This window comes from Microbacterium sp. NPDC091662, assembly GCF_044756705.1.
GTDB lineage: Bacteria > Actinomycetota > Actinomycetes > Actinomycetales > Microbacteriaceae > Microbacterium.
Map to the genome: position 1 here is coordinate 551569 of NZ_JBIVTM010000002.1, position 23892 is coordinate 575460.

At 68.9% G+C, this 23892-nt stretch carries 24 protein-coding genes; 18 read left to right on the forward strand and 6 right to left on the reverse strand.

Going from position 1 to position 23892, the window contains the following annotated elements; all coding sequences use genetic code 11:
• Positions 1-24: 24 nt before the first annotated feature.
• Positions 25-1044 carry a GNAT family N-acetyltransferase gene (locus tag ACIQLD_RS15955; RefSeq protein ID WP_402609504.1) on the reverse strand — a complete coding sequence of 340 codons (1020 nt, stop codon included), beginning with the start codon at positions 1042-1044 and terminating at the stop codon, positions 25-27.
• Positions 1045-1132: 88 nt separating this feature from the next.
• Between ACIQLD_RS15955 and ACIQLD_RS15960 the strand changes: the two genes are divergently transcribed.
• The 11 genes from ACIQLD_RS15960 (at position 1133) to ACIQLD_RS16010 (ending at position 10894) form a co-directional block, all read left to right on the forward strand.
• Entirely contained in the window at positions 1133-1465 is a 333-nt protein-coding gene (locus ACIQLD_RS15960; RefSeq protein WP_402609507.1) for a PadR family transcriptional regulator, read from the forward strand.
• Between the two features lies 1 nt (position 1466).
• The gene (locus ACIQLD_RS15965; RefSeq protein WP_402609509.1) at positions 1467-2462 is read left to right on the forward strand and encodes a permease prefix domain 1-containing protein; all 996 of its coding nucleotides are present in this window, start codon (positions 1467-1469) and stop codon (positions 2460-2462) included.
• Between the two features lie 88 nt (positions 2463-2550).
• A complete protein-coding gene (locus ACIQLD_RS15970; protein ID WP_402609511.1) occupies positions 2551-3471 on the forward strand; it encodes a 1,4-dihydroxy-2-naphthoyl-CoA synthase in 921 nt (306 codons plus the stop codon).
• A gap of 27 nt (positions 3472-3498) precedes the next feature.
• Positions 3499-4653, forward strand: coding sequence for an AMP-binding protein (locus tag ACIQLD_RS15975; protein WP_402609513.1), 1155 nt, complete (start codon positions 3499-3501; stop codon positions 4651-4653).
• A gap of 26 nt (positions 4654-4679) precedes the next feature.
• Complete coding sequence (locus tag ACIQLD_RS15980; RefSeq protein ID WP_402609515.1) at positions 4680-5471, forward strand: class I SAM-dependent methyltransferase; 792 nt, start codon at positions 4680-4682, stop codon at positions 5469-5471.
• Between the two features lie 60 nt (positions 5472-5531).
• Positions 5532-6710 carry a sensor histidine kinase gene (locus tag ACIQLD_RS15985; RefSeq protein WP_402609517.1) on the forward strand — a complete coding sequence of 393 codons (1179 nt, stop codon included), beginning with the start codon at positions 5532-5534 and terminating at the stop codon, positions 6708-6710.
• Complete coding sequence (locus tag ACIQLD_RS15990) at positions 6707-7342, forward strand: response regulator transcription factor (protein ID WP_021198993.1); 636 nt, start codon at positions 6707-6709, stop codon at positions 7340-7342. The genes ACIQLD_RS15985 and ACIQLD_RS15990 overlap by 4 nt, the downstream gene beginning before the upstream one ends.
• 103 nt (positions 7343-7445) lie before the next feature.
• On the forward strand, positions 7446-8207 hold the full coding sequence (locus ACIQLD_RS15995; RefSeq protein ID WP_402609519.1) for an ABC transporter ATP-binding protein: 762 nt from the start codon (positions 7446-7448) through the stop codon (positions 8205-8207).
• Complete coding sequence (locus ACIQLD_RS16000) at positions 8204-9664, forward strand: FtsX-like permease family protein (RefSeq protein ID WP_402609521.1); 1461 nt, start codon at positions 8204-8206, stop codon at positions 9662-9664. The genes ACIQLD_RS15995 and ACIQLD_RS16000 overlap by 4 nt, the downstream gene beginning before the upstream one ends.
• Before the next feature lie 18 nt (positions 9665-9682).
• Positions 9683-10342, forward strand: a complete 660-nt coding sequence (locus ACIQLD_RS16005; protein WP_402609523.1) for a 2-phosphosulfolactate phosphatase — start codon at positions 9683-9685, stop codon at positions 10340-10342.
• Between the two features lie 138 nt (positions 10343-10480).
• On the forward strand, positions 10481-10894 hold the full coding sequence (locus ACIQLD_RS16010; protein ID WP_402609525.1) for a DUF3054 domain-containing protein: 414 nt from the start codon (positions 10481-10483) through the stop codon (positions 10892-10894).
• A gap of 7 nt (positions 10895-10901) precedes the next feature.
• On the opposite strand, the gene ACIQLD_RS16015 is transcribed toward ACIQLD_RS16010, so the two are convergent.
• The 4 genes from ACIQLD_RS16015 to ACIQLD_RS16030 form a co-directional block, all read right to left on the reverse strand.
• Positions 10902-11390, reverse strand: coding sequence for a SprT-like domain-containing protein (locus ACIQLD_RS16015; RefSeq protein WP_402609527.1), 489 nt, complete (start codon positions 11388-11390; stop codon positions 10902-10904).
• Between the two features lie 46 nt (positions 11391-11436).
• The gene (locus ACIQLD_RS16020; RefSeq protein ID WP_402609529.1) at positions 11437-11964 is read right to left on the reverse strand and encodes a hypothetical protein; all 528 of its coding nucleotides are present in this window, start codon (positions 11962-11964) and stop codon (positions 11437-11439) included.
• A 160-nt stretch (positions 11965-12124) separates the two neighbouring features.
• The gene (locus ACIQLD_RS16025) at positions 12125-12985 is read right to left on the reverse strand and encodes a spermidine synthase (RefSeq protein WP_402609531.1); all 861 of its coding nucleotides are present in this window, start codon (positions 12983-12985) and stop codon (positions 12125-12127) included.
• 31 nt (positions 12986-13016) lie between these two features.
• Positions 13017-14288, reverse strand: coding sequence for an LCP family protein (locus ACIQLD_RS16030; protein WP_402609533.1), 1272 nt, complete (start codon positions 14286-14288; stop codon positions 13017-13019).
• Positions 14289-14438: 150 nt separating this feature from the next.
• Here ACIQLD_RS16030 and ACIQLD_RS16035 point away from each other — a divergent pair, with 150 nt between their 5' ends.
• The 5 genes from ACIQLD_RS16035 to ACIQLD_RS16055 are packed head-to-tail and all read left to right on the forward strand — an operon-like array spanning position 14439 to position 19937.
• Complete coding sequence (locus ACIQLD_RS16035; protein WP_402609535.1) at positions 14439-15728, forward strand: sugar ABC transporter substrate-binding protein; 1290 nt, start codon at positions 14439-14441, stop codon at positions 15726-15728.
• Between the two features lie 15 nt (positions 15729-15743).
• Positions 15744-16718 (forward strand): carbohydrate ABC transporter permease, encoded by a 975-nt coding sequence (locus tag ACIQLD_RS16040; RefSeq protein ID WP_402609537.1) that lies wholly within the window; start codon positions 15744-15746, stop codon positions 16716-16718.
• Positions 16715-17548 (forward strand): carbohydrate ABC transporter permease, encoded by an 834-nt coding sequence (locus ACIQLD_RS16045; protein ID WP_017828171.1) that lies wholly within the window; start codon positions 16715-16717, stop codon positions 17546-17548. The genes ACIQLD_RS16040 and ACIQLD_RS16045 overlap by 4 nt, the downstream gene beginning before the upstream one ends.
• Positions 17545-19056 (forward strand): glycoside hydrolase family 3 N-terminal domain-containing protein, encoded by a 1512-nt coding sequence (locus ACIQLD_RS16050; RefSeq protein WP_402609539.1) that lies wholly within the window; start codon positions 17545-17547, stop codon positions 19054-19056. Before ACIQLD_RS16045 ends, ACIQLD_RS16050 begins: the two co-directional genes overlap by 4 nt.
• A 14-nt stretch (positions 19057-19070) precedes the next feature.
• The gene (locus ACIQLD_RS16055; RefSeq protein WP_402609541.1) at positions 19071-19937 is read left to right on the forward strand and encodes a MurR/RpiR family transcriptional regulator; all 867 of its coding nucleotides are present in this window, start codon (positions 19071-19073) and stop codon (positions 19935-19937) included.
• Between the two features lie 87 nt (positions 19938-20024).
• Here ACIQLD_RS16055 and ACIQLD_RS16060 read toward each other — a convergent pair whose 3' ends face one another.
• Positions 20025-20945 carry a sugar kinase gene (locus tag ACIQLD_RS16060; protein ID WP_402609543.1) on the reverse strand — a complete coding sequence of 307 codons (921 nt, stop codon included), beginning with the start codon at positions 20943-20945 and terminating at the stop codon, positions 20025-20027.
• 163 nt (positions 20946-21108) lie between these two features.
• Here ACIQLD_RS16060 and ACIQLD_RS16065 point away from each other — a divergent pair, with 163 nt between their 5' ends.
• Positions 21109-22782 carry an ABC transporter substrate-binding protein gene (locus ACIQLD_RS16065; protein ID WP_402609545.1) on the forward strand — a complete coding sequence of 558 codons (1674 nt, stop codon included), beginning with the start codon at positions 21109-21111 and terminating at the stop codon, positions 22780-22782.
• Between the two features lie 87 nt (positions 22783-22869).
• Positions 22870-23874, forward strand: coding sequence for an ABC transporter permease (locus ACIQLD_RS16070; protein WP_402609547.1), 1005 nt, complete (start codon positions 22870-22872; stop codon positions 23872-23874).
• Positions 23875-23892: the final 18 nt, after the last annotated feature.

Consider the following 23892-nt stretch of genomic DNA (forward strand, 5'->3'; position numbering starts at 1 on the left):
CGTGGGGTCGTTGACCGCCGCACGTCAGGCCAGGTGATTCTGCAGCTCGCCCATCCGTTCGGTGGGAGCGAAGCCGAGAAGGGTGTTGACGGCGAGCATGTGGGCGTTGGATTCGGCGTTGTAGGTGTAGGCGGCGCGTGTCTGCGGCGCCGCGTGCTGCAGCAGGCGGAGGTTGGCGATCTTCACCGCGGTGCCGAGGCGGTGGCCGCGATCCGAGCGGCGCACGAGTGTTCCCCACTGATAGGCGTTGCCGTCGTCCCCCGACACGACCAGCTGGGTGTAGGCGACCGCATCGCCCTGCGGGGTGAGGGCGATCGTGCCGATCGACAGGCGGTTCTGTCGGACCAGGAGATCCTCGTGCTCGCGGATGCTCTCGACATCGGGCTTCGCCGGTTCGATGTCGAGATCGCCGCTGGGAGCCTCGGTGTCGATCGAGGCATCGAGGGCCGCCCAGCCTTCGACGACATCCTCCGGAACCGGCCCGACCCAGCTGCGGATCGTGTAGCCCCGGATCGCGGCGGCGATGTCGGCGTCGATGCTGTCGAGCGCCGTCGGCTCCACGGGGAGTGCGAGCCTGTTCTGCACATCGCCGAGCGCGAGCGCGTAGCCGTGGCGGCGGGAGAACTCCCGGCCGGGGTCTCCGGTGCCGTCGGGGCCGAGCTCGTAACGCCATGAGGTGTCGCCCTGCGCGGTGGTGCGTCCGGCTGCTGCGGCCTCGCTCTCGAGGAAGGCGAGGGCGGCGGAGCCGAATCCGCGTCGTCGATACGTGGGCGGCACGTCGATGTCGAGGTGCGCGACGTGGGTGTTGTCCTTCAGGGGGAGGGCGAGGCTCGCGGCACCCACGACGACGCCGTCGTCGTGCAGCAGGTAGGCGCGCCGCTCGTTGACCCGTGAGTCCTGCTGCAGCTCGCTGCGGGTCTCCTCGCGAGACCAGACGGGGATGTCGTCCCCGCGGTCTGCGCGCTCGGCGGACGCATAGGCGTCCCACCAGCCATCCACTGCGGCGGAGTCGAACGGGTCGATGCGCGTGATCTCGGGCGTCATGTCTCCACGGTACTTTCCCATCCCGACCTTGGATTGCGCATAAATGTGTGATTGACAATGGTGTGTGACGCACAGTAATGTGATCGACATGAACGAGACGCTCGACACGCACCTGCAGGAACTGCGGCGCGGCACCGTGGTGCTCGCCTGCCTGCAACTGCTGCGCACGCCGGGATACGGCTACTCGCTGCTGGAACAGCTCGAGCAGCGCGGCTTCGCGACCGACGCCAACACCCTGTATCCGCTGCTCCGCCGTCTGGAGAAGCAGGAGTACCTCACGAGCGAGTGGAACACCGACGAGGCACGGCCCCGCAAGTTCTACCGCACCTCCGATGCCGGCATCCGCCTCGCCGACACCCTCACCGACGAATGGCGATCGCTCACCACTGCGATCGCATCCCTCACTTCAGAGGAGAACTGACATGACCACGACAGTCACACTCACCGAGCGCTACATCAGCGCGACGATCCGCAGTCTGCGACCCGAGGCCCAGGCCGACGTCCGGGCCGAACTCGAAGCCTCCATCGCCGATGCGATCGAGGCGCGCGTCGAGCAGGGGGAAGCTCCGGAGTCGGCAGAGCGCGCGGTCCTCACCGAGCTCGGCGACCCCGGAATCCTGGCCGCAGGCTACGCGGACCGCCCGCTCTACCTGATCGGGCCGCGCTTCTATCTGACCTGGTGGCGGCTGCTGAAGCTGCTGCTGATCATCGTGCCTGTCTGTGTGCTCGGCGGTGTCGCGCTGGGGCAGACCATCTCCGGAGCGCCGGTGGGTGAGATCATCTCCACATCCATCCTCGCGACCGGAGGGGCGATCCTCCACATCTGCTTCTGGACGACCCTCGTCTTCGTCATCCTGGAGCGCACCAACAGTGCGACCGCGATCGAGAAATGGGATCTCGACCAGCTCCCCGAACCGACCCAGAACGGCGCGGGTCGGAGCGAGCTGATCGCGTCCCTTGTCTTCCTCGGGATCGCTGTCGGCGCGCTGCTCTGGGATCGCTTCCGCGGCTTCGTGCTCGTGGACGGCGAAGCACTGTCCATCCTCGACCCGCGGCTGTGGCCGTGGGGAATGGGAATCCTGTTCCTGATCATCGCCGCCGAGGCCGTGTTCGCCGTCGTGCTCTACCGCAGGGGGCGATGGGGCGCGGGGCTGGCCGTGGCGAACACGATCCTCGCACTGGCGTTCCTCGCTTGGGTGCTCGTCCTGCTGCTGAGCGGCGACCTCGTCAACCCGGCCTTCCTCGCCCACGTCACAGCGGCGGGCGGAGAGGGTTTCGCGGCGGGGCAGGCCGAATCAGCCGACGAAGGCGGGCTCTTCCGCATCCTCGCCGTCCTGCTGGGGTTCGGGGTCGCCGCAGGGACCGTGTGGGACATCGTCGACGGATGGATCAAAGCAGCCAGGGCGCGTCGCATCTGACGGCAGAACCAGAGGTCGCACGCGCCGCTCCATTCCGGAGCGGCGCGTGCGATATGTCGGGAAGGGCGCGAGGAATAGGCTGGATGCCGTGACCACCGCCTTCGTCTCCGATCTGTTCGACCCGGCCGAATGGGTGCTCGCGCCCGGGGCGGAGGACTACACCGACATCACCGCGCACGTCTCGCACGATGGCGGAGTCGCACGCATCGCGTTCAACCGGCCGGAGGTGCGCAACGCCTTCCGCCCGCACACCGTCGACGAGCTCTACCGCGCACTCGACATCGCCCGGCAGGATGCGCACATCGGTGCGGTGCTGCTCACCGGCAACGGTCCGAGTCCGAAGGACGGCGGATGGGCGTTCTGCTCCGGCGGCGACCAGCGCATCCGCGGTCGTGACGGGTACAAGTACTCCGACGCGGAGACGGCGATCGTCGACGGGGCGAGCCGCGCAGCGGTCGGCCGCCTGCACATCCTCGAGGTGCAGCGGCTCATCCGCTTCATGCCCAAGGTCGTCATCGCGGTGGTGCCGGGATGGGCTGCGGGTGGCGGACACTCGCTGCACGTGGTGTGCGACCTCACGATCGCCTCGGCGGAAGAGGCCCGCTTCAAGCAGACCGACGCCGACGTGGGCAGCTTCGACGCCGGCTACGGTTCCGCCTACATGGCCCGCCAGACGGGGCAGAAGTTCGCCCGCGAGGTGTTCTTCCTCGCCGAGGAGTACTCCGCGCAGCGTGCCTACGAGATGGGCGCCGTGAACCGGGTGGTGCCGCATGCCGAGCTCGAGCGCGAGGCGTTGAAGATGGCGCGCACCGTGCTGACGAAATCTCCCACGGCGATCCGCATGCTGAAGTTCGCCTTCAACGCGGTCGACGACGGATTGGTCGGCCAGCAGGTCTTCGCGGGGGAGGCCACCCGCCTCGCCTACGGCACCGACGAAGCCGTCGAGGGCCGCGACTCGTTCCTCGAGAAGCGCGACCCCGACTGGTCGTCCTTCCCCTGGCACTACTGACCCTGGCACCCAGAGTCGGAGACGCGCATGACCGCCCTGATCCCCACGGATGCCGAAGATCCGGTCCGGCTGCGAGAGGCCCTGCAGCGCGCGCTCGACGGCGGCCCCGCACTGGGACTCGGGATGGTGACCGGTGCCCCGGAGGATGTGGCGGACGGCCTCGCGGCCGTGATCGCGACCTCGGGATCGAGTGGCGTGCCGAAGCGGGTCGCGCTCAGCGGGGAGGCCCTGCGCGCGAGTGCCGAGGCCACGGCCGCGCGGATCGGGAGCGGACGCTGGCTGCTCGCCCTGCCTGCCGGCTATGTCGCGGGCCTGCAGGTGCTGGTGCGCTCGATCCTCGCAGACACGCAACCGGCGCGGATCGAAGGTCGATTCTCGCCGCAATCGTTCGCGGAGGCGACCCTCGAGATGCTGCGACCGTCACCCGGGGCGGGGATCCTCGACCTGTTCACATCGCTCGTTCCGGCGCAGGTCGCGACCCTGCTCGACGCCGCGGAGGACACCGCCGTCCGTGCCGCACTGAAGGCCTATCGGGCGATTCTGGTGGGCGGGCAGTCGCTCCCCGAACCGCTGCGTGATCGCGCCGCCGATCTCGGGGTGCGTCTGGTGCGCACCTACGGCTCGACCGAGACCAGCGGGGGATGCGTCTACGACGGCGTTCCGCTCGACACGGTCGGCGTGCGCACGGTCGACGGCGAGTTGCGTATCGCGGGCCCCATGCTCGCCGAGGGGTACCTCGGCGACGGATCACTGACCGCGCGCACGTTCGTGCGCGACGAGCACGGCATCCGCTGGTACCGGACCGGAGATCTCGGTCTCGTCGAAGACGGTGTCGTCCGGGTGCACGGCCGCGCCGACAACGTCATCGTGTCCGGAGGGATCAACATCTCGCTCGACCGTGTCGAACGGATCGTCCGCCGGATCGCGGGTCTTCACGAGGCGGTGGTGGTCGGCGTGGAGGACGAGCGCTGGGGCGAGGCCTCCGTGATCGTCGCGGCCCGGGGTGAGGTGCTGCGCCGCAGCGAGTCGGAGCAGCTCGCGCAGGCGCGCGACGCGGTCGAGGAGGCACTCGGCAAGCATGCCCGACCCGTCCGGCTGATCATGGTGGACGAGATCGAGGTGCTGTCCTCCGGCAAACCCGACCGCGAGGCCATCCGCCGTATGGTCGCGGAACTGCACTGAGGGCGCGCTCTGCCAGACTGAACCGCATGGCCTCGTACACGCATGGACACCACGAATCCGTCCTCCGCTCGCATAACGTGCGCGACATCGCGAACTCGGCCGAGTACCTTCGCCCGCACCTCACGGCCACGACCCGCCTTCTCGATGTGGGCGCAGGCCCCGGCAGCATCACGGTCGACTTCGCCGGCATCGTCGCCCACGTCACCGCCACCGAGATCGACGAGAACGCCCTGGCTCTCTCGCGGGGCCTCGCGGCCGAGCGCGGTCTCACGAACCTCGAGTTCTCGGTCGAGGACGTGCACGCGCTGCGCTTCGCCGACGACGCCTTCGACGTCGTGCATGCGCATCAGGTGCTCCAGCACGTCGGCGACCCGGTGCAGGCGCTCCGTGAGATGCGCCGCGTGACCGTGCCCGGCGGCGTCGTGGCCGCGCGCGATGCCGACTACGCCGGCTTCGTCTGGTTCCCCGTGCTGCCCGAGCTCGAGCGCTGGCTGGCGCTGTACCGTGCGGCCGCACGAGCCAACGGCGGCGAGCCGGATGCCGGTCGCCGGCTGCTGGCCTGGGCCCGTGCCGCAGGCTTCACCGACATCACGGCGACCGCATCCACCTGGTGCTACGCGTCACCCGCCGAGCGCGCCTGGTGGGGTGGGATGTGGGCCGACCGCATCCTCGAATCCGCCCTTGCACGGCAGCTCATCGACAGCGACATGGCGACACGCGCCGATCTGCAGGAGATCAGCGACGCGTGGAAGCGCTGGGCCGACGACGGCGACGGCTGGTATCTGGTGCCGCACGGCGAGATCCTCGCCCGCGCCTGACGGACGCGGATACATCCCGCGACGGATGCCGACGCGAAGGCCCTCGCGTAGCGTGGGGGAGTGATCCGCCCGCTCTCTCGTACGGCGCTGACCCTCGACATCGTCGGGGCGGCGCTGCTCTTCCTCGTGCTCGTGCCGATGTCACTCGTGTTCTACGGGCCCGGGACGGGGAACACCGCGATCGGGGGAGTAGCGGTCGCGGGCATCGTCATCGCCAGCGTTCTGATGTCGGGCGGCGTCGCCATCGGCCGACTCGCCCCCGGGTGGGCGCTCGCGGCCGCATGGGCCGGTGCCGTGCTGCAGATGCTCTCCGGGTTCGGCCCCTTGCCGATCGACTTCGCGATCCTGCTCGTGCTCTACGCCACCTCTGCCTGGGGCACACGCCGTGTGCTCTGGTGGGGCTTCGGTTCGGCGCTCTTCGGTGGACTCGTCGCGGCGGTCTACATGGTCTTCGTCAACGGCGTCGCCTTCGGCACGGGCAGTGGGTGGGAGAAGGTCAGCGCGGGCACGCTGCTGCTCGTCCTCTCGGTCATGGCGCTCGGGTTCGCATGGGTGTGCGGCCTGCTCTGGCGGGTCGTCCTGCGCGCTCGCCGCACCCGGTCGGCCCAGCTGCAGGCGGAGTCGCTGGCCGCGGAGGAGCAGGAGCGGGTGCGTATCGCGCGCGACATGCACGATGTGGTCGCCCACTCCCTGGCGGTGGTGATCGCGCAGGCGGACGGGGCCAGGTACGCGGCCGCGGTGAAGCCCGAACTCGCGACCGAGGCGCTCGGCACCATCGCCCAGACGGCACGCGGCGCCCTGAGCGACGTGCGGATGCTGCTCACGCAGCTGCGGCATCGGCAGGGCGACGGTCCGCAGCCCACACTCGCCGACCTCGAGGCGCTTTTCGCGCAGGTGCGGCAGGCCGGAATCGAACCGCGGGTCACTGTCGACCCGATGCCGCCGGGGGAGCCGCCTGCGGCCATCCAGCTCGCGGTCTACCGCATCCTGCAGGAGGCTCTCACGAACGCGATCCGGCATGGAGACGGCGCGGTCGACGTGCATCTCGCCTGGCTCGCCGACCGCGTCGACGTCGATGTGCGCAACACCGTCAAAGGGGAAGCCACCGTGTCTCCGGGTGGGCACGGAGTCATCGGCATGCGTGAGCGTGCGCAGCTCGTCGGCGGTAGTCTGCAAGCCGAGCGCCGAGGGGCACAGTTCGTCGTCCACGCCACGCTCCCGATCGGAGTCTCCGAATGATCAGAGTCGTGCTCGTCGACGACCAGGCGCTCTTCCGCGCCGGAATCCGGATGCTCGTCGCCTCCCAGCCCGACCTCGAAGTCGTCGGGGAGGCAGGTGACGGCAAAGAGGCTCTCGAGGTCGTGCGCACGACCCGGCCCGACGTGGTGCTGATGGACATCCGGATGCCGGTCATGGACGGGCTCACCGCGACCGCTGAGATCCTGGCGCGCCCGGAGCCACCGCGCGTCGTCATGCTCACGACGTTCGACCTCGACGAGGCGGCGGCGAGGGCCATCCGACAGGGCGCGAGCGGCTTCCTCCTCAAGGACGCCGATCCGGAGTTCCTGCTCGCCGCGATCCGCACGGTGCACTCGGGGTCGAGCGTCATCGCCGCCGCCGCGACGCGCGACCTGTTCGAGCATTTCGCCGAAGCCCCCAAGCCCGTGCCGCCGCAGTACGCCGACCTCACGGACCGGGAGCGGGAGATCTTCGCGCTCGCCGCCCGGGGGCTCTCGAACGCCGAGATCGCCGGCCGGGAGTACCTGAGCGAGGCGACCGTGAAGACCCACATCAGCCGCATCCTCAGCAAGCTCGCGCTGCGCGACCGCGTGCAGTTGGTGGTCTTCGCCTTCGAGCACGGCCTCGCCTGAGCACCGTTCTGCGCGCGGTGTCCGCGGATCATCCTTGCGATGTATGCGGAAGGGTCCCCGGGAGCGATGACTCGCGCGGGGCCGCGGAAATAGCGTCGGATGCATGGAGATCACGACCACCGACCTGGGGCTCGCCGCCCGCGTCCAGCACCTGAAGAAGACCTACGGCTCCGGCGAAGGCACCGTCCGTGCCCTGGACGACGTCAGCGTCGGCATCCGCCGTGGGCAGTTCACCGCCATCATGGGACCGTCGGGTTCCGGCAAGTCCACCCTGATGCACATCATGGCGGGGCTCGACAGTCCGACCGAGGGGCGGGCCTGGATCGGAGACACCGAGATCACGGGTCTCGGAGACATCGACCTCACGATTCTGCGTCGTCGCCGGGTCGGCTTCATCTTCCAGGCCTTCAATCTCGTGCCGACGCTCGACGCGCTCGGCAACATCATGTTGCCCTTCGAACTCGACGGTCGTCGTCCGAGTGCGATCGAGCGGGCGCGCATCGACGGGCTGATCGAGACGCTCGGGCTCGGCTCGCGTCTCGCCCACCGCCCGCATCAACTGTCCGGCGGGCAGCAGCAGCGCGTGGCGATCGCCCGGGCCCTGGCCACGGCACCGGATCTGGTGTTCGCGGACGAGCCCACGGGCAACCTCGACTCGAAGACCGGGCGCGAGGTGCTGCGACTGCTCGCCACCGCGAGCCGCGAGCACGGCCAGTCCATCGCGATGGTCACGCACGACGCGATCGCGGCGAGCCATGCCGACCGCGTGCTCTACCTCGGCGACGGCCGCATCGTCGCCGATCACCCGCGTCAGACCGCAGAAGAGATCTCGGCCTACATGCTCGCCGCCGAGGTGGCGGCATGACCGCCGTCGCCACGGTCGTTCCCGAGACCCGCGCGACCGGGCCCCGCCTGGCCTGGCTGCGCGATCGGGGAATGGGTGCGAGCATCCTGGTCGCCGCACTCTCGGCCGCGTTCGGAGTGCTCCTCGTCGAGATCACGGCCTACATCGGTGCTGTGCTGCAGGCCGACCCGTTCATCGGGGACAGCGGCACGCTCGCCTTCGTGGTCGCGCTGCTGTCGGTGCTGCTGACCGTCGTCGCGATGTACGTCGCCGCGATCGTCACCGCGAACACCTTCTCGACGATCATCGCCGGCCGCACGCGTCAGATCGCGCTCATGCGCTTGATCGGGGCGACCGCGCGCTCGCAGCGGGCCGAGGTCGGCAAGCAGGGGCTCGTCGTCGGACTGCTCGGCGCGGCGATCGGGCTTCTGGTCGGCTTGCTGCTCGCCGTCATCGGAGTGCAGATCGGCGGGCAGCTGATCGACAACGCCCCCTCCGGCTTCTCGCTCGCACAGCCGTTCGTGGCGCTGCCGGCGATCGGTGTCGCGCTCACGACGTGGGCGGCGGCGTGGGCGGGATCACGGCGCGTGCTGTCGGTGACCCCTCTGCAGGCGCTCGGCGGTTCCGTCGAGCGCACGCATGACGAGGTCTCCGGCAAGCCGGGGAGGCACATCGGCGCCTGGGTCCTGCTGGTCGCCGGGGCCGTGCTCCTCGTGGGTGGCGTGCTGTTCGGACTCATGACGCCGCTCGGTGTCGTGGTGGCCTTCTTCGGCGGCGTGCTCTCGTTCACGGGACTCGCGCTCGGATCCGTGCTGTTCATGCCTCCGGTGCTTCGCCTGGTGGGACGGATGTTCGGGTCGAGCGCGACCGCCCGTCTCGCCGCCGAGAACGCTCTGCGCTACCCGGAGCGCTCCTCGCGGATGGCGATCGGCGTGGTGATGGGGGTGACCCTGGTGACGATGTTCGCCGTGGCGCTGGAATCGGCCAAGGGCCTGATGATGAGCCAGTCCACGGGCGAGGTCCCCGCGGAGTTCTTCGCCCCGATGGACGCCTTCGCGGCGGTGATGATGGTGCTGGTCGCCGTCTCGGCCGTGATCGCGGCGGTCGGGCTCGTGAACCTGCTCACGATCGGCGTGGTGCAGCGTCGCCGTGAGCTGGGGTTGCTGCGCTCGATCGGGCTGTCCAACCGTCAGGTGCGACGGATGGTGCTGCTCGAAGCGACCCACATCACGGTGGCTGCGACGCTGACGGGACTCGTGCTGGGTGTGGCATACGGCTGGATCGCCGCACAGTCGCTGCTCGGGTCGGTGCCGACTTTGCCCGACTTCGTTCCCGCGGGACTCATCGCTCCGCAGATCCCGTGGATCCCTGTCGCCATCATCGTCGTGGCGACGGCGGTGCTGACGCTGGTGGCGGCGGCGACGCCGACCCGACTGGCGACCAGAGTGGCTCCGGTCGAGGCGCTCGCGGCCGACTGACCCCTCTAGGCTGGTCGGATGCCGTCGCCGTTCGATCAGTCCACGTACCAGGTCCGCCTCGACTGGGGCACCGCCGGCCTCGCCCGCGTCGCCGGCGCCGACATCGTCGTGGTCGTCGATGTGCTGCGGTTCTCGTCCACGGTCATCGACGCCACGGCTGCCGGCGCCGCAGTCGCGCTGGCGGATGCGGAGAGATGGTCACGCAACGGCGCGGCCGTCGCCGCTGCGGCCCCCTCCGACTCCACAGTGCTCGTGGGCGGCATCCGCAACGCGGCGGCGGTCGCACGAGCGGTGCAGACCATCCAGGAACGACGGCAGGCCCGCACCTCGGTCGCGGTCATCGCAGCCGGCGAGCTCGATGAGACGGGTGCGCTGCGATTCGCCGTCGAGGACCAGCTCGGGGCCGGGGCGATCGTCTCGGCACTCTCGGCTCGGGGCATCGACCACACGGCCCCGGACGCCGCCGTCGCCGCCGAGGGCTTCCACGCCCTGCGCGGTGCGGTGCGGCACATGGTCGGTGCGAGCGGCTCCGGCCGTGAGCTCGCTGCCGGCGTCGCCGCGACCGCCCGCATCGAGGCAGCGGGTCTGGTTCCGACCTCCGTGGCGGATGCCGCCGCCCTCGATGCGGTCGACGTCGTCCCGATGCTCCACGACGGATCATTCATCCGCTTCGACTGATCCCCGCGCCCATCCCGTTCGGAGGATTCTTCCCCGACGGGCGGACGCACGGTCGCACGACATCCTCCCGAAACGGAGATCTCCGCCGGTTACCGCGGGGCAGGCACCGACACGGCCGCGGGCACGTAGGGTCGTGTCATGAGGTACCTTCCCGCTGTCATCGTCGACGTCGTGCTCGTGCTGATCTTCGCCACGATCGGTCGCGCCTCGCATGACGAGAACCCCGCCGGGTTCCTGCTCACGGCGTGGCCGTTCCTGGTCGCACTGCTCGTGGGGCATCTCCTCGCCGCGTTGCTGCCCGGTCGGCCTCGTCGCCCCTGGTCGCTGCTGTGGGGTGTGGTGGTCTGGGTCGTGACGGTCGCGGGTGGGATGCTCATCCGCGTGATCAGCGGCGACACGGCCGAGCTGCCGTTCATCATCGTGGCGACACTCGTGCTCGGGGTCTTCCTCGTCGGCTGGCGCGCGATCACAGCCCTGCTGCGTCGTCGGCGCACCTCGTCTGACGGGTCAGCAGAGACCGAGGTGGCGAGCCTCGACGACCCGAACGCCTGAGTCGCGGTCAGCGCGGCATCTGCGCGGCGAGGCGCACGTCGGTCGAGATCTCCCGCCGGGTCCAGGCGAAGAGATGCCGGGCGTCGAACGTGCGCGAGCAGCGCGCGCACGATGTGGGTCTCGTGGGGCGGCGGTGTCGGTAGGTCACGTGGCCTGCCGGGCAACTGCCCACCCAGGGGGCGAGCTCTACGGCCGTCTCGCCGTGGTGGGTCGTGCCGCCGACGTAGCCGAGGTCGCGGGCGACGCGCTTCCACGCCGGGCCATGCGCGGCGGCGTGCCCGGCGAGGGCGTGCGCGACCTCGTGCAGCAGCACCTGGTGGATGTCGTCGTCTTCGAAGCGTGCCGCGAGGTAGCGCGATACGGTGATGCGCTTCTTCGTGTAGTCGCACTGCCCGGCCCGACGCTTGGCATTGTCGAAGCCGAAAGACCAGCTGTCGTCGAGATGCAGCGTGATCAGTGCTTCGCCCCAGACGCGCACACGGTCAAGTTCCGCCATGCGATCAGGCTAAGCCATGCCGCCGACATCACGGCCGCACGAAGGCTCAGCCCGCGATGAGCTGCGGCGGGCGGCGCCGCTCGACAGCCTCGATCGCCAGCAGAGCGGTCTCGAGCTCGCTGTCCTCCGCGCCCGATTCGCGCCGGAGGAACAGCGACTGCTTGAAGCTCTCCCTGGCGGTCTCGTAGTCGCCGGCGTCGTAGGCGTTCTTGCCGTGGTGCTGATACGCGAAGGCGGCGATCGACAGCCAACGCTGCCCCTCGGCCTCGGTCGCACAGGTCGAGAGCTCCTGTTCGGCTGCGGCGTGGGCGCCCCGGTACTGCAGGATCGTGGCGTGCAGCACGCGGGCGCGCAGAACGTCCTTGCGTGTGCCGGCCATGCGCGCCTGGCGCACCGTCTCGTCAGCCAGCGCGAGCGCCTCGTCGAGGCGGTCGAGCACCTTCAGCAGCCACACGCGCTCCAGCAGAGCGGGCAGACTGCGCTGCGAATCGATCTCCGCGAGACGTGCCTCGCATTCATCGAGATCGACCTTCTCGCGGAGGGTCTCCTGGTCGTATCCCCGGATGAAACTCATTGCTCTCCTTCCGCAGCGTCCCCATCCAGTGTGCCTTCCGCCCGCGGGGTCGTCGGGGCGGCGCGCCCTGGTCTCGGCATCCCGTCTCCGACACGCCGCGGGGACCGGTGCGCCGACCACCGAACGTGCCCGTCGGACGACGTCGGGAACCGCTCGTGCCTCAGCGCAGGAAGAGCGAGGCGTCGGGGCGCGGGGAGGCGACGGCGTCGGCGTCGGTCACGATCCGCGCCCCCTGGAGGAAGGAGACGACCTCGGCACCCTGTGCGATCTTCGCGGGATGGGGGCCTGCGGCCAGGATGCGCGGCAGCCATTCGGTCGGCAGGGGAGCGGCGGACGCCGCGACGACGAGGTTCCCGAACCGCCGCCCCTTGAGCACCTGGGTGTCGGCGAGGATGCCGATCTCGGGGAGCACCTCCGCGATCGTCGCGGCCTGGCGGCGGGCGAAGGCGAGGCCCGGACCGTCGGCGACGTTGACGAGAAGCACACCGCCGGGTGTCAACAGCTCTGCGAGCTCGCGGTAGAACTCGACGCTGGTGAGGTGGGCGGGCGTCTGCGCACCCGAGTACACGTCGGAGACGACGAGGTCGCAGCTCGCCTGCAGCCCGCTCGGCAGCTTCGCCACGCCCTCGCGGGCATCGCCGATCCTGATCCTGATCGGCGCGCCCTTCGGCAGAGGAAGATGCTCCCGCACCAGCTGGGCGAGGGGGGGCTCGAGTTCGATCACCTGCTGCCGGGAGCCGGGGCGCATCGCCTCGATGTAGCGGGGGATCGTGAGGGCGCCGGCCCCGAGGTGCACGGCGGTCAACGGTCCGGGCGGGAGCTGGTCGATCACCGCTCCCATGCGCACGATGTACTCGAAGTGCAGGTGCGTCGGGTCGTCGAGGTCGACGTGCGATTGCGGGGTGCCGTCGACGATGAGCTCGAAGCCGCTCGTGAACTCGGACGGGATGATGCTGGCGATGCCGCCGTGATCGAGTCGGGCCTGGGGGTGCTCGGTGTCGCGCGCTCTCGTCCGGCCCATGGGCACGAGCCTACGCTCTGGCCGAGCGGGATCAGCGCTGCTTGCCGTTCGCGCAGGTCTCCTGCTCCGCCGTCTGACCGGAGATGGCCGAGTCGAGCGTCGCACGGGGCGCCGGGGCGTCGGTCGCCGGGGAGTCGGTGGCGGGAGGGTTCGTCGCCGGAACCTCGGCGTCGGCGCCCGGTGCGGGCTCCATGAGCTCGACGCCTCCGTTGTTGCTGACGTTCCCGGTGAGCTGCACGGGCTGCCCGGCCTTCAACGCATCCCAGATGCTGGCCGCGGCGTCGCGGTTCGGCACGACGCGGTTCGTGTCGTCGGGATCGGTGAGCACGGGGTACTGCAGGAAGACGAACTCCGAGAAAGGCACGTCCTTGATCGACAGGGCCAGCTGGGCGAGTCGGATGGGGTTGCCCAGTTCGTCGCTCGGGTCGATGTTGTCGACGATCGTGTCGGCGAGCCCGAGCACCTTCCCCGGGTCGGAGAGCACCTCGTCGCTCATGATCTTCTTCACCAGGCGCGACATGTACTGCTGCTGGTTCGACACGCGCGCCATGTCGCTCTCGTCACCCACGCCGTGCCGTGTGCGGATGAACTGCAGTGCCTCGTAGCCGGAGACCGTGCGCAGGCCCGGCTCCCAGTCGATCGACGTGTGCTCGTCGCGGATGCCCTCGCCGCCGATGCACACCTCGACACCGCCGATGGCGTCGGTGACCTCCATCACCCCGTCGAAGTCGATCTTCGCGGCGAAGGGGATCTCGATGCCGGTGAGCTCGGTGACGCTCTTCGCCACACACGACATCCCGGCGTTCTGATAGATCGAGTTGATCTGCGTCTTGCTCGTCTCCGAGGCGACCGATCCGTCTTCCCTGGTGCACTCGGGCGTCGGGATCATGAGGTCGCGCGGGAGCGAGACGACCGTGACGTTGCGGGGCTCGGCCGAGACGTGCACGAGCAGGTTCACGTCGTTGAGGATCCCCCCGTCGGCCTCCGAGCATCGCGCGGCGAGGAGCCCTGTCGACACCTCACCGCACTCGTCGGTGCCGATGATGAGCATGCTGAACTCGCCGGGGTAGGCGCTGATCGAGGGCGGTTCGACCTCGGGTGCCCCTTCCAGGCTGACAGCGCCCTCGTTGAAGCGATTGAAGTAGTCGGTCACGACGAACGCGGCGACGGCGATCGCGGCGACGAGCACGACGCCCAGCGTGATTCCGGCGATCTTCAGGAATCCTCTGGCGGGCCCGGGAGAGGGGAGCGTCGCGTGGCGGGCGACCGTCGAACGGTCGTTGTCAGGGGAGCGGCGAACCATCCGGGGAGCCTACCGGGGGAACCTGATGTTACGGCCGCATGACGATTGTGAGAGGAACTTGCAGGTAATTAGTTAGTCGTGGATACTTTTTCCTAACCCCCGGTGAGTACCCGATGCTTGCCAGGACTTTTCAAAGAGGAGATCCCCGCAATGCACAAGCGCATTCTCTCGGCTGTGGCGCTCGGCGCCGTGGCCACGCTCGCCCTCGCCGGCTGTGCCGGCGGCAGCGACACCGGCTCCACCGACGGCAAGGGCCAGGAGCTCACCGTCTGGATCATGAAGGGTACGAACCCCGACGCCTCCGCCTTCTACGACAAGGTGTCCGACGCCTTCGAGAAGGAGACCGGCGCAACGGTCAAGATCGAGGAGATCCAGTGGGCCGACGCCCACGACCGCTTCGTGACCTCCATCGCCGGTGGCACGACCCCCGACGTCGCCGAGACCGGCACCACCTGGACCGCGGAGTTCGCCGACGCCGGCGCGCTCGAGCCCCTCGACGAGTACGTCGACGCCGAGAAGGGCCTCCGCGACGACCTCGTCGAGGGCCTCGAGGTCGCCGGCACCTACGACGGCGAGCTGTACGGCATGCCGTGGTACGCGGGCGTCCGCTCGCTCGTCTACCGCGCCGACGTGTTCGAGGAGCTCGGACTCGAGGCCCCGAAGACGTGGGACGACATCGTCGCCGCGGGTGACGCCATCAAGGCCGCCAAGCCCGACATGCTCCCCTTCCCGGTCCCGGGCGACGCCGAGTTCCAGGTCTACCCCTGGGTCTGGGGCGCCGGCGGCGAGATCGCCACGAAGGACGGCAAGACCTGGACCAGCGAGCTGGACAGCGAGGAGTCGCAGGCGGGCATCGAGTTCTACACGGGCCTGGCCACCGAGCACGGCTTCTCCTCCGCAGGTGCGACCACCTGGAAGGAGACCGACCTCCGTGACGCGTTCACGCAGGGCAACGTCGCCATGATGCTCTCGGGCTCGTGGACGCCGAAGTCGCTCATCGAGGCCAACCCCGACCTCGAGGGCAAGATCGGTGCAGCCGTCATCCCCGGTGAAGACGGTGGCATCGCTCCGTCCGTGCTCGGCGGATCGCACCTCTCGGTCTTCAACACGACCAAGAACGCCGACCTCGCTTGGGAGTTCGTCAAGCTCATGACCACCGGCGAGTTCGCCGAGCAGTGGTCGAACGAGACCGGGTACTTCCCGGGCGTCCAGTCCGCGATGGAAGAGGCCCTGGCCTCGACCGACCCGCTGGTCGCACCGTTCGCCGAGCAGATGGTCGACGGCGGAGCATCCGTCCCGGTCACCCCGAACTTCGGCGCCGTGCAGGCGAAGAAGACGACCAACTCCATGATCCAGGCCATCCTCAGCGGGCAGAAGGACGTCGCGACCGCGACGAAGGACGCCGCCGCCGAGATGACCGAACTCCTCAACCAGAAGTAAGGAAGCATCCCTTCCATGTCGATGGTGCAAGCGCCACTGCCGGCCACGAAGGCGGAGTCCACCTCCGCCTCCGTGGCCGGCGGCCGGAAGCGACGCGGTCTCTCGGTCGTCGCGGCCCGCCCCTGGCTCCTTCTCGCGCCCGGGCTGGCCATCCTCGCGGTGCTCATGCTCTGGCCGCTCATCCAGGTGTTCATCTACTCGCTGCAGGACTACGGTCTGCGCGAGATCAACACCGGGGAGAACAACTGGATCGGTCTCGACAACTACGTCGAGGCGCTCACCAACCCGACTCTCTGGACGGTGGTGCTGCCCAACACCGTCGGGTTCGCCGCCGTGGCCGTGTTCGTCACGGTCGCCGTCGGTACGCTCGTGGCGCTGCTGCTCGCACGCCTCGGCACCACCTGGCGCGTCATCGTCTCCAGCTGCATCATGGTCGCGTGGGCGATGCCAGCCGTGACCGGCACGTACGTCTGGACCTTCATCTTCGATGCTGATCGCGGCATCTTCAACACGGTGCTGCGTGACCTCGGCCTCATGGACGACCCGGTGAACTGGTTCACGAACCAGTGGTCGTTCTATGCCATCGTGCTCCTCAACGTGGTGCACCACGGCTTCCCGTTCGTCGCGATCACCGTGCTGGCCGGCCTGCTCGGCGTCTCGAAGGAGATGCTCGAGGCCGCCGCTCTCGACGGCGCCGGCGCGTGGCGTCGATTCTGGAAGATCATCTTCCCCACGCTCAAGCCCGTCTTCTCGGTCGTGATCATCCTCTCGACCATCTGGGACTTCAAGGTCTTCGCGCAGGTGTACCTGATGCCCGGCGGTGGGGGTGGCAACCGTCAGGTGCTCAACCTCGGCGTCTGGTCGTATGTGGAGTCCTTCGGCCAGAACCGTTACGGCTTCGGTGCGGCGCTCGCCGTACTGCTCACGCTGGTGCTGATCGGCATCACGATCGTCTACATCCGCTCCCTCATGAAGGAGGACGAGCTGTGAACCCGCGCCCGAGGCTCCGCTCCCGCATCGGAATCGGGATCGCGGTCGCCGCGGTCCTGATCTTCACGCTGTTCCCCGTCTACTGGATGGTCTCCAGCGCCTTCGACGGCAAGGCCTCCAGCGGTGGCCAGTCACTGCTCCCGCAGGAGTTCACGTGGGACAACTTCGCCTTCGTGCTCACCGACGGCGGATTCGGCACCTACCTGCGCAACTCGGCGATCGTGGCGCTCGTCACGGTTCTCGTGAGCGCCCTCGTGTGCCTGCTCGCGGCCGTCGCGGTCGCGCGCTTCAAGTTCAAGTTCCGCACCACGATCCTGATGATGATCCTGATCGTGCAGATGGTGCCGCTCGAGGCGCTCGTCATCCCGCTGTTCCTGCAGGTGAAGAGCCTCGGCCTCCTCAACAGCATCCTCGGCCTGATGGTCGTCTACGTCGCGCTGTCGCTCGCGTTCGGCATCTGGATGCTCCGCGGCTTCGTCGCCGCCGTTCCGGTCGAGCTCGAAGAGGCCGCATACATCGACGGCGCGAGCTGGTGGCGCATGTTCCGCTCGGTGCTGCTGCCGCTGGTCATGCCCGGCCTCGTCGCGACCAGCATCTTCAGCTTCATCACCGCGTGGAACGAGTTCATCTTCGCGATGACGATCCTGGGCGCCCAGACCGACCAGTACACGGTCTCGATCGGTCTGAAGTCGTTCTTCGGCCTGCACTCCAACGACTGGGGCAGCATCATGGCCGCGTCGACCATCATCACCGTCCCGGTCATGATCTTCTTCGTACTGGTGCAGCGCAAGCTCGCCTCCGGCATGGTGGCAGGAGCGGTGAAGGGATGACCGACGACCTCGAACGCCTCGCGAACGGCGTGCTGTGGCCGGGATTCTTCGGCACCGAAGCCCCGGAGTGGCTGCGCGACGAACTGCGTGACGGACTGGCAGGAGTCGTGTACTTCGGCCAGAACGTCGGCGAAGGCCTTCCCGCCCTCAGCGCCGCGATCCTCGACGCGAACCCCGACGCCCTGATCGGCATCGACGAGGAGGGCGGCAGCGTCACCCGGCTCGAGTCCGCCACGGGGTCGACGGTTCCTGGAGCCGCCCAGCTCGGTCTGCTCGACGACCTCGTCGCGTCAGAGAAGACCGGCGCGGAGCTGGCTCGTCGGGTGCGTGCGGTCGGCGCCAACGTGGTGCTCGGTCCGGTCGCCGACGTCAACACCGACCCCCGCAACCCGGTCATCGGTGTTCGGGCCTTCGGTGACGACGAGGCACTCGTCTCGCGACACGTCGTCGCGACGATCGACGGCATCCAGGACGGGGCGGTCGCCGCGTGCGTCAAGCACTTCCCCGGCCACGGCGACACCCACATGGACTCCCACCACTCGCTCCCCGAGATCACGCTCGACCTCGAGGAGTTCGAGCGTGTGCACCTCGAGCCGTTCCGCGCCGCGATCGACGCGGGCGTGGATGCCGTCATGACCGCGCACATCGTGGTCCCGGCATGGGGCGAGCAGCCGGCCACCCTCAACCCGCGTGTGCTGGGCATGCTGCGCGACTGGGGCTACGACGGCCTCATCATCACCGATGCGCTCGACATGGCGGCCATCCGCGAGACGGTCGGACTCGGCGGGGGAGCAGCCCAGGCGCTCGCTGCCGGCGCAGACCTCCTCTGCATCGGCAACCCGACCAATCCGGGCGAAGCCGCTCTGCCCGACCAGGACGAGCAGGACTTCCGTGCCGCCAGAGACGGGATCGTCGCCGCGCTGCGGGACGGTTCGCTCTCGCGTGCGCGTGTCGAGGAGGCGGCAGCCAGGGTCGCATCCCTCGCGGCCAAGCTCCGCATCGCCGCGGAGCAGACGCACGAGCAGGCCGAGACCTTCGACGCCGCGGAGATCGTGCGCCGCGTGGTCACCGTGTCCGGCGACGCCCTGGAGACGGCGTCGGAGCTCGCCGTCATCGATGCGCGCCGACGCTCGACGCTCGCCGTCGACAGTGCGGGTTCGTACGTCGCGAATGCGCTGGCCGGGGACGGTGTGCGCGTGCGCCTGGACGTGGCCTCTGCCCCGGTTTCCGAACAGGATCGGGTGATCGACGAGGTCGCGACAGCCGCGGGAACGACGGTGCTGCTGATCGACCGTCCTGACACGGATGCCGCACAGCGCGCGCTCGTCGAGCGTGCGGCTCTGCGGGATCCTCGTGCGGTGGTCGTCAATGTCGGTCTTCCCACGGCGAACCCGCTGCCGCTGCCGACCGTGGAGGTCGCCGCAGCCAGTAGGCTCGGTGCGCAGACGGCGCGTGAAGCACTCCTGGGGCGCTTCGCGGTGCAGCAGAGGATGAACAGCGCCGGCTGAGACAGGATCCCTCCATGGACGATGACGTTCTCGCTCGGGTGCGACGCTCGCTCCCCAAGGTGAGCGCTGCCGAGGCGCGCGTCGCGGAGACCATCCTGGGAGACCCGACTCTGGTCGTCGACCTGGCGATCAACGATCTGGCCCAGCTCTGCCGCACCTCGCTGTCGACGGTGGCCCGCTATGCCCAGTCGCTCGGGTACAGCGGCTATCGCGAGCTCCGCGTCGCGGTCGCCCGCGCGATCACGCTCGCTCAGGCGCAGCAGGCACGGTTCGGACTGGACACCACGGCGATCGATCCCGACGACGGGCCCACGGCGATCGCCGCCAAGCTCGCCGCGCAGGAGATCGACGCGATCGAGAAGACGGCCCTCGCCCTCGATGCGGTCGCCCTCGACCGGGTCGCCCGCGCTCTGGTCGACGCGCGTCACATCGATCTCTTCGGGCAGGCAGCGTCGTCACTGACGGCGCAGGACCTGCAGTTGAAGCTCTCTCGCATCGGCTGCTCGGTGTCGCACTCGGCGGATCCGCACCTGGCCGTCACAGCGGCCTCCCTGCGCACCTCCGACGACGTCGCGATCGCGTTCTCCCACGGCGGCGAGACCGCGGAGACCCTGCGCGCGCTCGAAGTGGCGCGGGATGCCGGTGCTCTCGCCGTGGCGGTCACCAGCGCCCCGGACTCGCCGCTGGCGTTGGCGGCGGATGCGGTGCTGCTCACCCACGCGCACGAATCGCCGTTCCGGATGGCCGCGATGTCGAGCCGCATCGCTCAGCTCGCCCTCGTGGACGTGCTGTTCGTGCGTGTGGTGCAGCACCGCGGCGAACCTGTCGCGGTCTCGTTGCAGCGAACCCACGACGCCGTTCCCGCACGACGCCGCACCTGAGGCTCGGGCGGAGTTCGCTGCGTCAGGCGGAGCTGTGGGCGTAGCCGTTCCTCCCCACGGGGTTCTTCCCGCCCGTGGCGACGAGCCTCAGTCGACGTGGTCGCGGGTGCTGACGAGAGCGCGGGTCGCGATGCGGTGACCTCGGGCGAGGCTTCCCGTGAGCGACAGGCCGGTGAGGACCCCGGCGAGGAAGCCTGCAGCGAAGGCGTCTCCCGCGCCGATGGTCTCCACCACGGGGGCGTCGAGGGCGTCGCTCTCGGCGATCTCCGTGCCGTCGAACGCCACGGCTCCGCGCGAATCGGTGATGAGCAGGTACCGCGGCCCGGGGAACAGCGCGCGCAGCTGCTGCGGATCGCTCGTCCCGAACACGGCCTCCGCATCGGGTCGGGTGCAGAAGACGATGTCGGCGCGGCCGGCGAAGTCGGAGACGATCCTCTTGCCGTCCGCCTCGCGCCCTCGCCAGAGCGCCGGTCGCCAGTTCAGGTCGAAACTGAGCAGCCGGTCGGAGTGCCGTTGCGCGAACAGCGCCTCCTGAGCCGCGAGCGCCGAGATCGAGAGCGCTGGCGTGATCCCCGAGGTGTGCACGAGTGCCGCCTCGGTGAGGAGGGCGGAGGCCAGCGGCGTCGTCAGGGTCTGCGGAGAGAGGGCGGCGGCGGCGGATCCTGCACGGTAGTAGTGCATGGTCCCGTCGACCGCTCCGTCGTCTCGGGCCGAGAGCTCCTTCACGTAGAGGCCGGTGGGCGCATCGTCGTCGACCTCGACCGCGGAATCGTAGACGCCGTGCTCGCGCAGTTCGGCCGTCAGGAAGCGCCCGAAGCCGTCGTCGCCCACACGGGACAGGACCGAGGCGCGGATGCCCGCCGAGGCCAAGGCGATCGCGGTGTTCCACTCGGCACCGGCCAGAGAGCGGTGGAAGGTCCGGCAGTCTTCGAGAGGACCGGCGGTGGCGGCGACGAGGGCGACCATGCCCTCGCCGAAGCAGACGGCGAGCGGGGTGGTGTCGGGCACGATCTGGACACTACCGGATCGGTGCCGGTCCCGCCGATACCGGATTGCAACCTGGATGCGTTTGGCATCTGAGGATCTGCTGGGTACCGTCGAGTCATCACCGTCCCCGAGGCGAAGAGGCCTCGGGACGCGCAACGAAGCGCCCGACAGGGAAGGTCACACAATGCACCAATCAGTCAAGCGTCGGCGAGGGGTCATCGCCGTAACCGGAGCCACGATCGCGGCACTCGCCCTTGCGGGGTGCGTCGCCAGCGAGCGGGGCGACGAGGGCTCGGAAGGCTCGGGCGACGTCGACGGGACGTTCGTGTTCGCCGCGTCCTCGGACCCGGCGAGCCTCGACCCCGCCTTCGCGCAGGACGGCGAGAGCTTCCGCGTCTCGCGTCAGATCTTCGAAGGTCTCGTCGGCACCGAGCCCGGTACCGCCGACCCGGCACCGCTCCTCGCCGAGTCGTGGGAGTCGTCCGAGGACGGCATGTCCCATACCTTCGAGCTGAAGAAAGACGTCACGTTCCAGGACGGGACGCCGTTCAACGCCGAGGCCGTCTGCGTGAACTTCGACCGCTGGTTCAACTGGACCGGGCTCGCCGCATCCGAGGCCTTCGGCTACTACTACAACAAGCTCTTCAAGGGCTACGCCTCCAATGCGGCAGACGCGGTGTACAAGTCGTGCACCCCCGACGGCGAGAACTCGGTCACGATCGAGCTCAACAAGCCGTTCGCCGGTTTCGTCGCCTCGCTCTCGCTGCCGGCGTTCGCGATGCAGAGCCCCTCGGCGATGCAGGAGTTCGGCGCGGATGAGGTCAGCGGATCGGCCGAGGCCCCGCAGCTGTCCGAATACGCGATGGGCCACCCCGTCGGCACCGGGCCTTACGCCTTCGACGAGTGGGCACCGGGCGAGCAGGTCACGCTCAAGGCCTACGACGACTACTGGGGCGAGGCCGGACAGATCGACGAGATCATCTTCCGCACGATCGACGACCCGACCGCTCGCCGTCAGGCGCTCGAGTCCGGCTCGATCGACGGCTACGACCTCGTCGGACCGGCCGACACCAAGGCCCTCGAAGACGACGGCTTCACCATGGTGTCGCGCCCGCCGTTCACGATCCTCTACCTCGCCTTCAACCAGGCGGTTCCGGAGCTGCAGGACCCGAAGGTCCGTGAGGCCCTGTCGTACGCGGTCGACAAGGATGCGCTGATCAGCCAGGTGCTCCCGGAGGGCACGCAGAAGGCGATCGAATTCGTCCCCGAGGTCGTCAACGGCTACAACCCCGATGTCACGACCTACGACTACGACCCCGAGAAGGCCAAGGCACTGCTGGCCGAGGCGGGCTACACCGAGGCGAACCCGCTGAAGCTCACCTTCAACTACCCGGTCAACGTCTCGCGCCCCTACATGCCGGACCCCGAGCAGATCTTCACGGTGCTGTCGTCGCAGCTCTCCGAGGTCGGCGTCGAGACCACCCCGGTCTCGGAGGAGTGGGTCGAGTACCTCGATCGCACCACCGGAACCTCGGATCACGGCATCCACCTGCTCGGCTGGACCGGCGACTACAACGACACCGACAACTTCGTCGGCGTCTTCTTCGGCCAGCAGAGCTCCGAGTGGGGCTTCGACAACCCCGAGCTGTTCCAGAAGCTGAACGAGGCGCGCGGCGTCTCCAAGCTCGAGGACCAGACGGCGCTGTACGAGGAGATCAACGAGATGGTCGCCCAGTTCATCCCGGGTGTTCCGCTCGCGCACCCGGCGCCGACCCTGGCGTTCGACCCGCGCGTGAAGAGCTACCCCGCCAGCCCGGTGAACGACGAGGTCTTCACGGACATCGTCCTCACCAAGTAGGCCTGACCACTTGATATGCCGCCCCCCGGTCCCGCGCATCCTGCGGGACCGGGGGAACGGCGTACCTTCTGATCGACGGAGATCTTCGTGCTGCGCACCATCGGCAGGCGACTGCTGTTCCTCATCCCCACCCTGTTCGGGCTCAGCATCCTGCTGTTCGCCTGGGTCAGGGCCCTTCCCGGCGGCCCCGCGGTCGCCCTGCTCGGCGAGAAGGCCACACCCGAGGCCGTCGCGAGAGTCAACGAGCTCTACGGCTTCAACAAGCCGCTCATCGAGCAGTACTTCATCTGGATCGGGCGGCTCCTCCAGGGAGACTTCGGAACCTCCATCCAGACCAACCGTCCGGTGACCGAGGAGTTCATGCGCCGCTTCCCAGCGACGCTCGAACTCAGCGTCATGGCGCTCATCTTCGCGGTCGGCATCGGCATCCCGCTGGGATACTGGGCCGCTCGCCGTCACGGCAAGTTCACCGACCACGCCTCTGTGGTGCTGAGCCTGATCGGCATCACCATCCCGGTGTTCTTCCTGGCTTTCATCCTGAAGTACGTCTTCGCCGTGCAGCTGGGATGGCTGCCGTCGGACGGGCGCCAGAATCCACGAATAGACGCGACCCATCCCACCGGGTTCTATGTGTGGGACGGCATCATCACCGGCGAGTTCGATGCCGCGTGGGATGCGATCCTGCACCTCATCCTCCCGGCGCTCGCGCTCGGCACCATCCCGCTCGCGATCATCGTCCGCATCACCAGGGCCAGTGTCCTGGAAGTGCAGAACGCTGACTACGTGCGCACCGGTCGGGCGAAGGGCGTCGGCTCCCCGACGTTGCGCAACCGCTTCATCCTGCGCAACGCCATGCTCCCGGTGATCACCACGATCGGCCTGCAGACCGGGCTGCTGATCTCGGGGGCGGTGCTCACCGAGACGGTGTTCGCCTTCCCGGGCATCGGCTCGTTCCTGGCGAGAGCGATCTTCACCAGGGACTTCCCCGTCCTTCAAGGCTTCATCATCTTCATCGCGATCGCGTACGCGCTGATCAACCTGGCGGTTGATGTCTCCTACAGCTTCATCGACCCGAGAGTGAGGGTGCAGTGATGTCCCTCCCCATCGTCC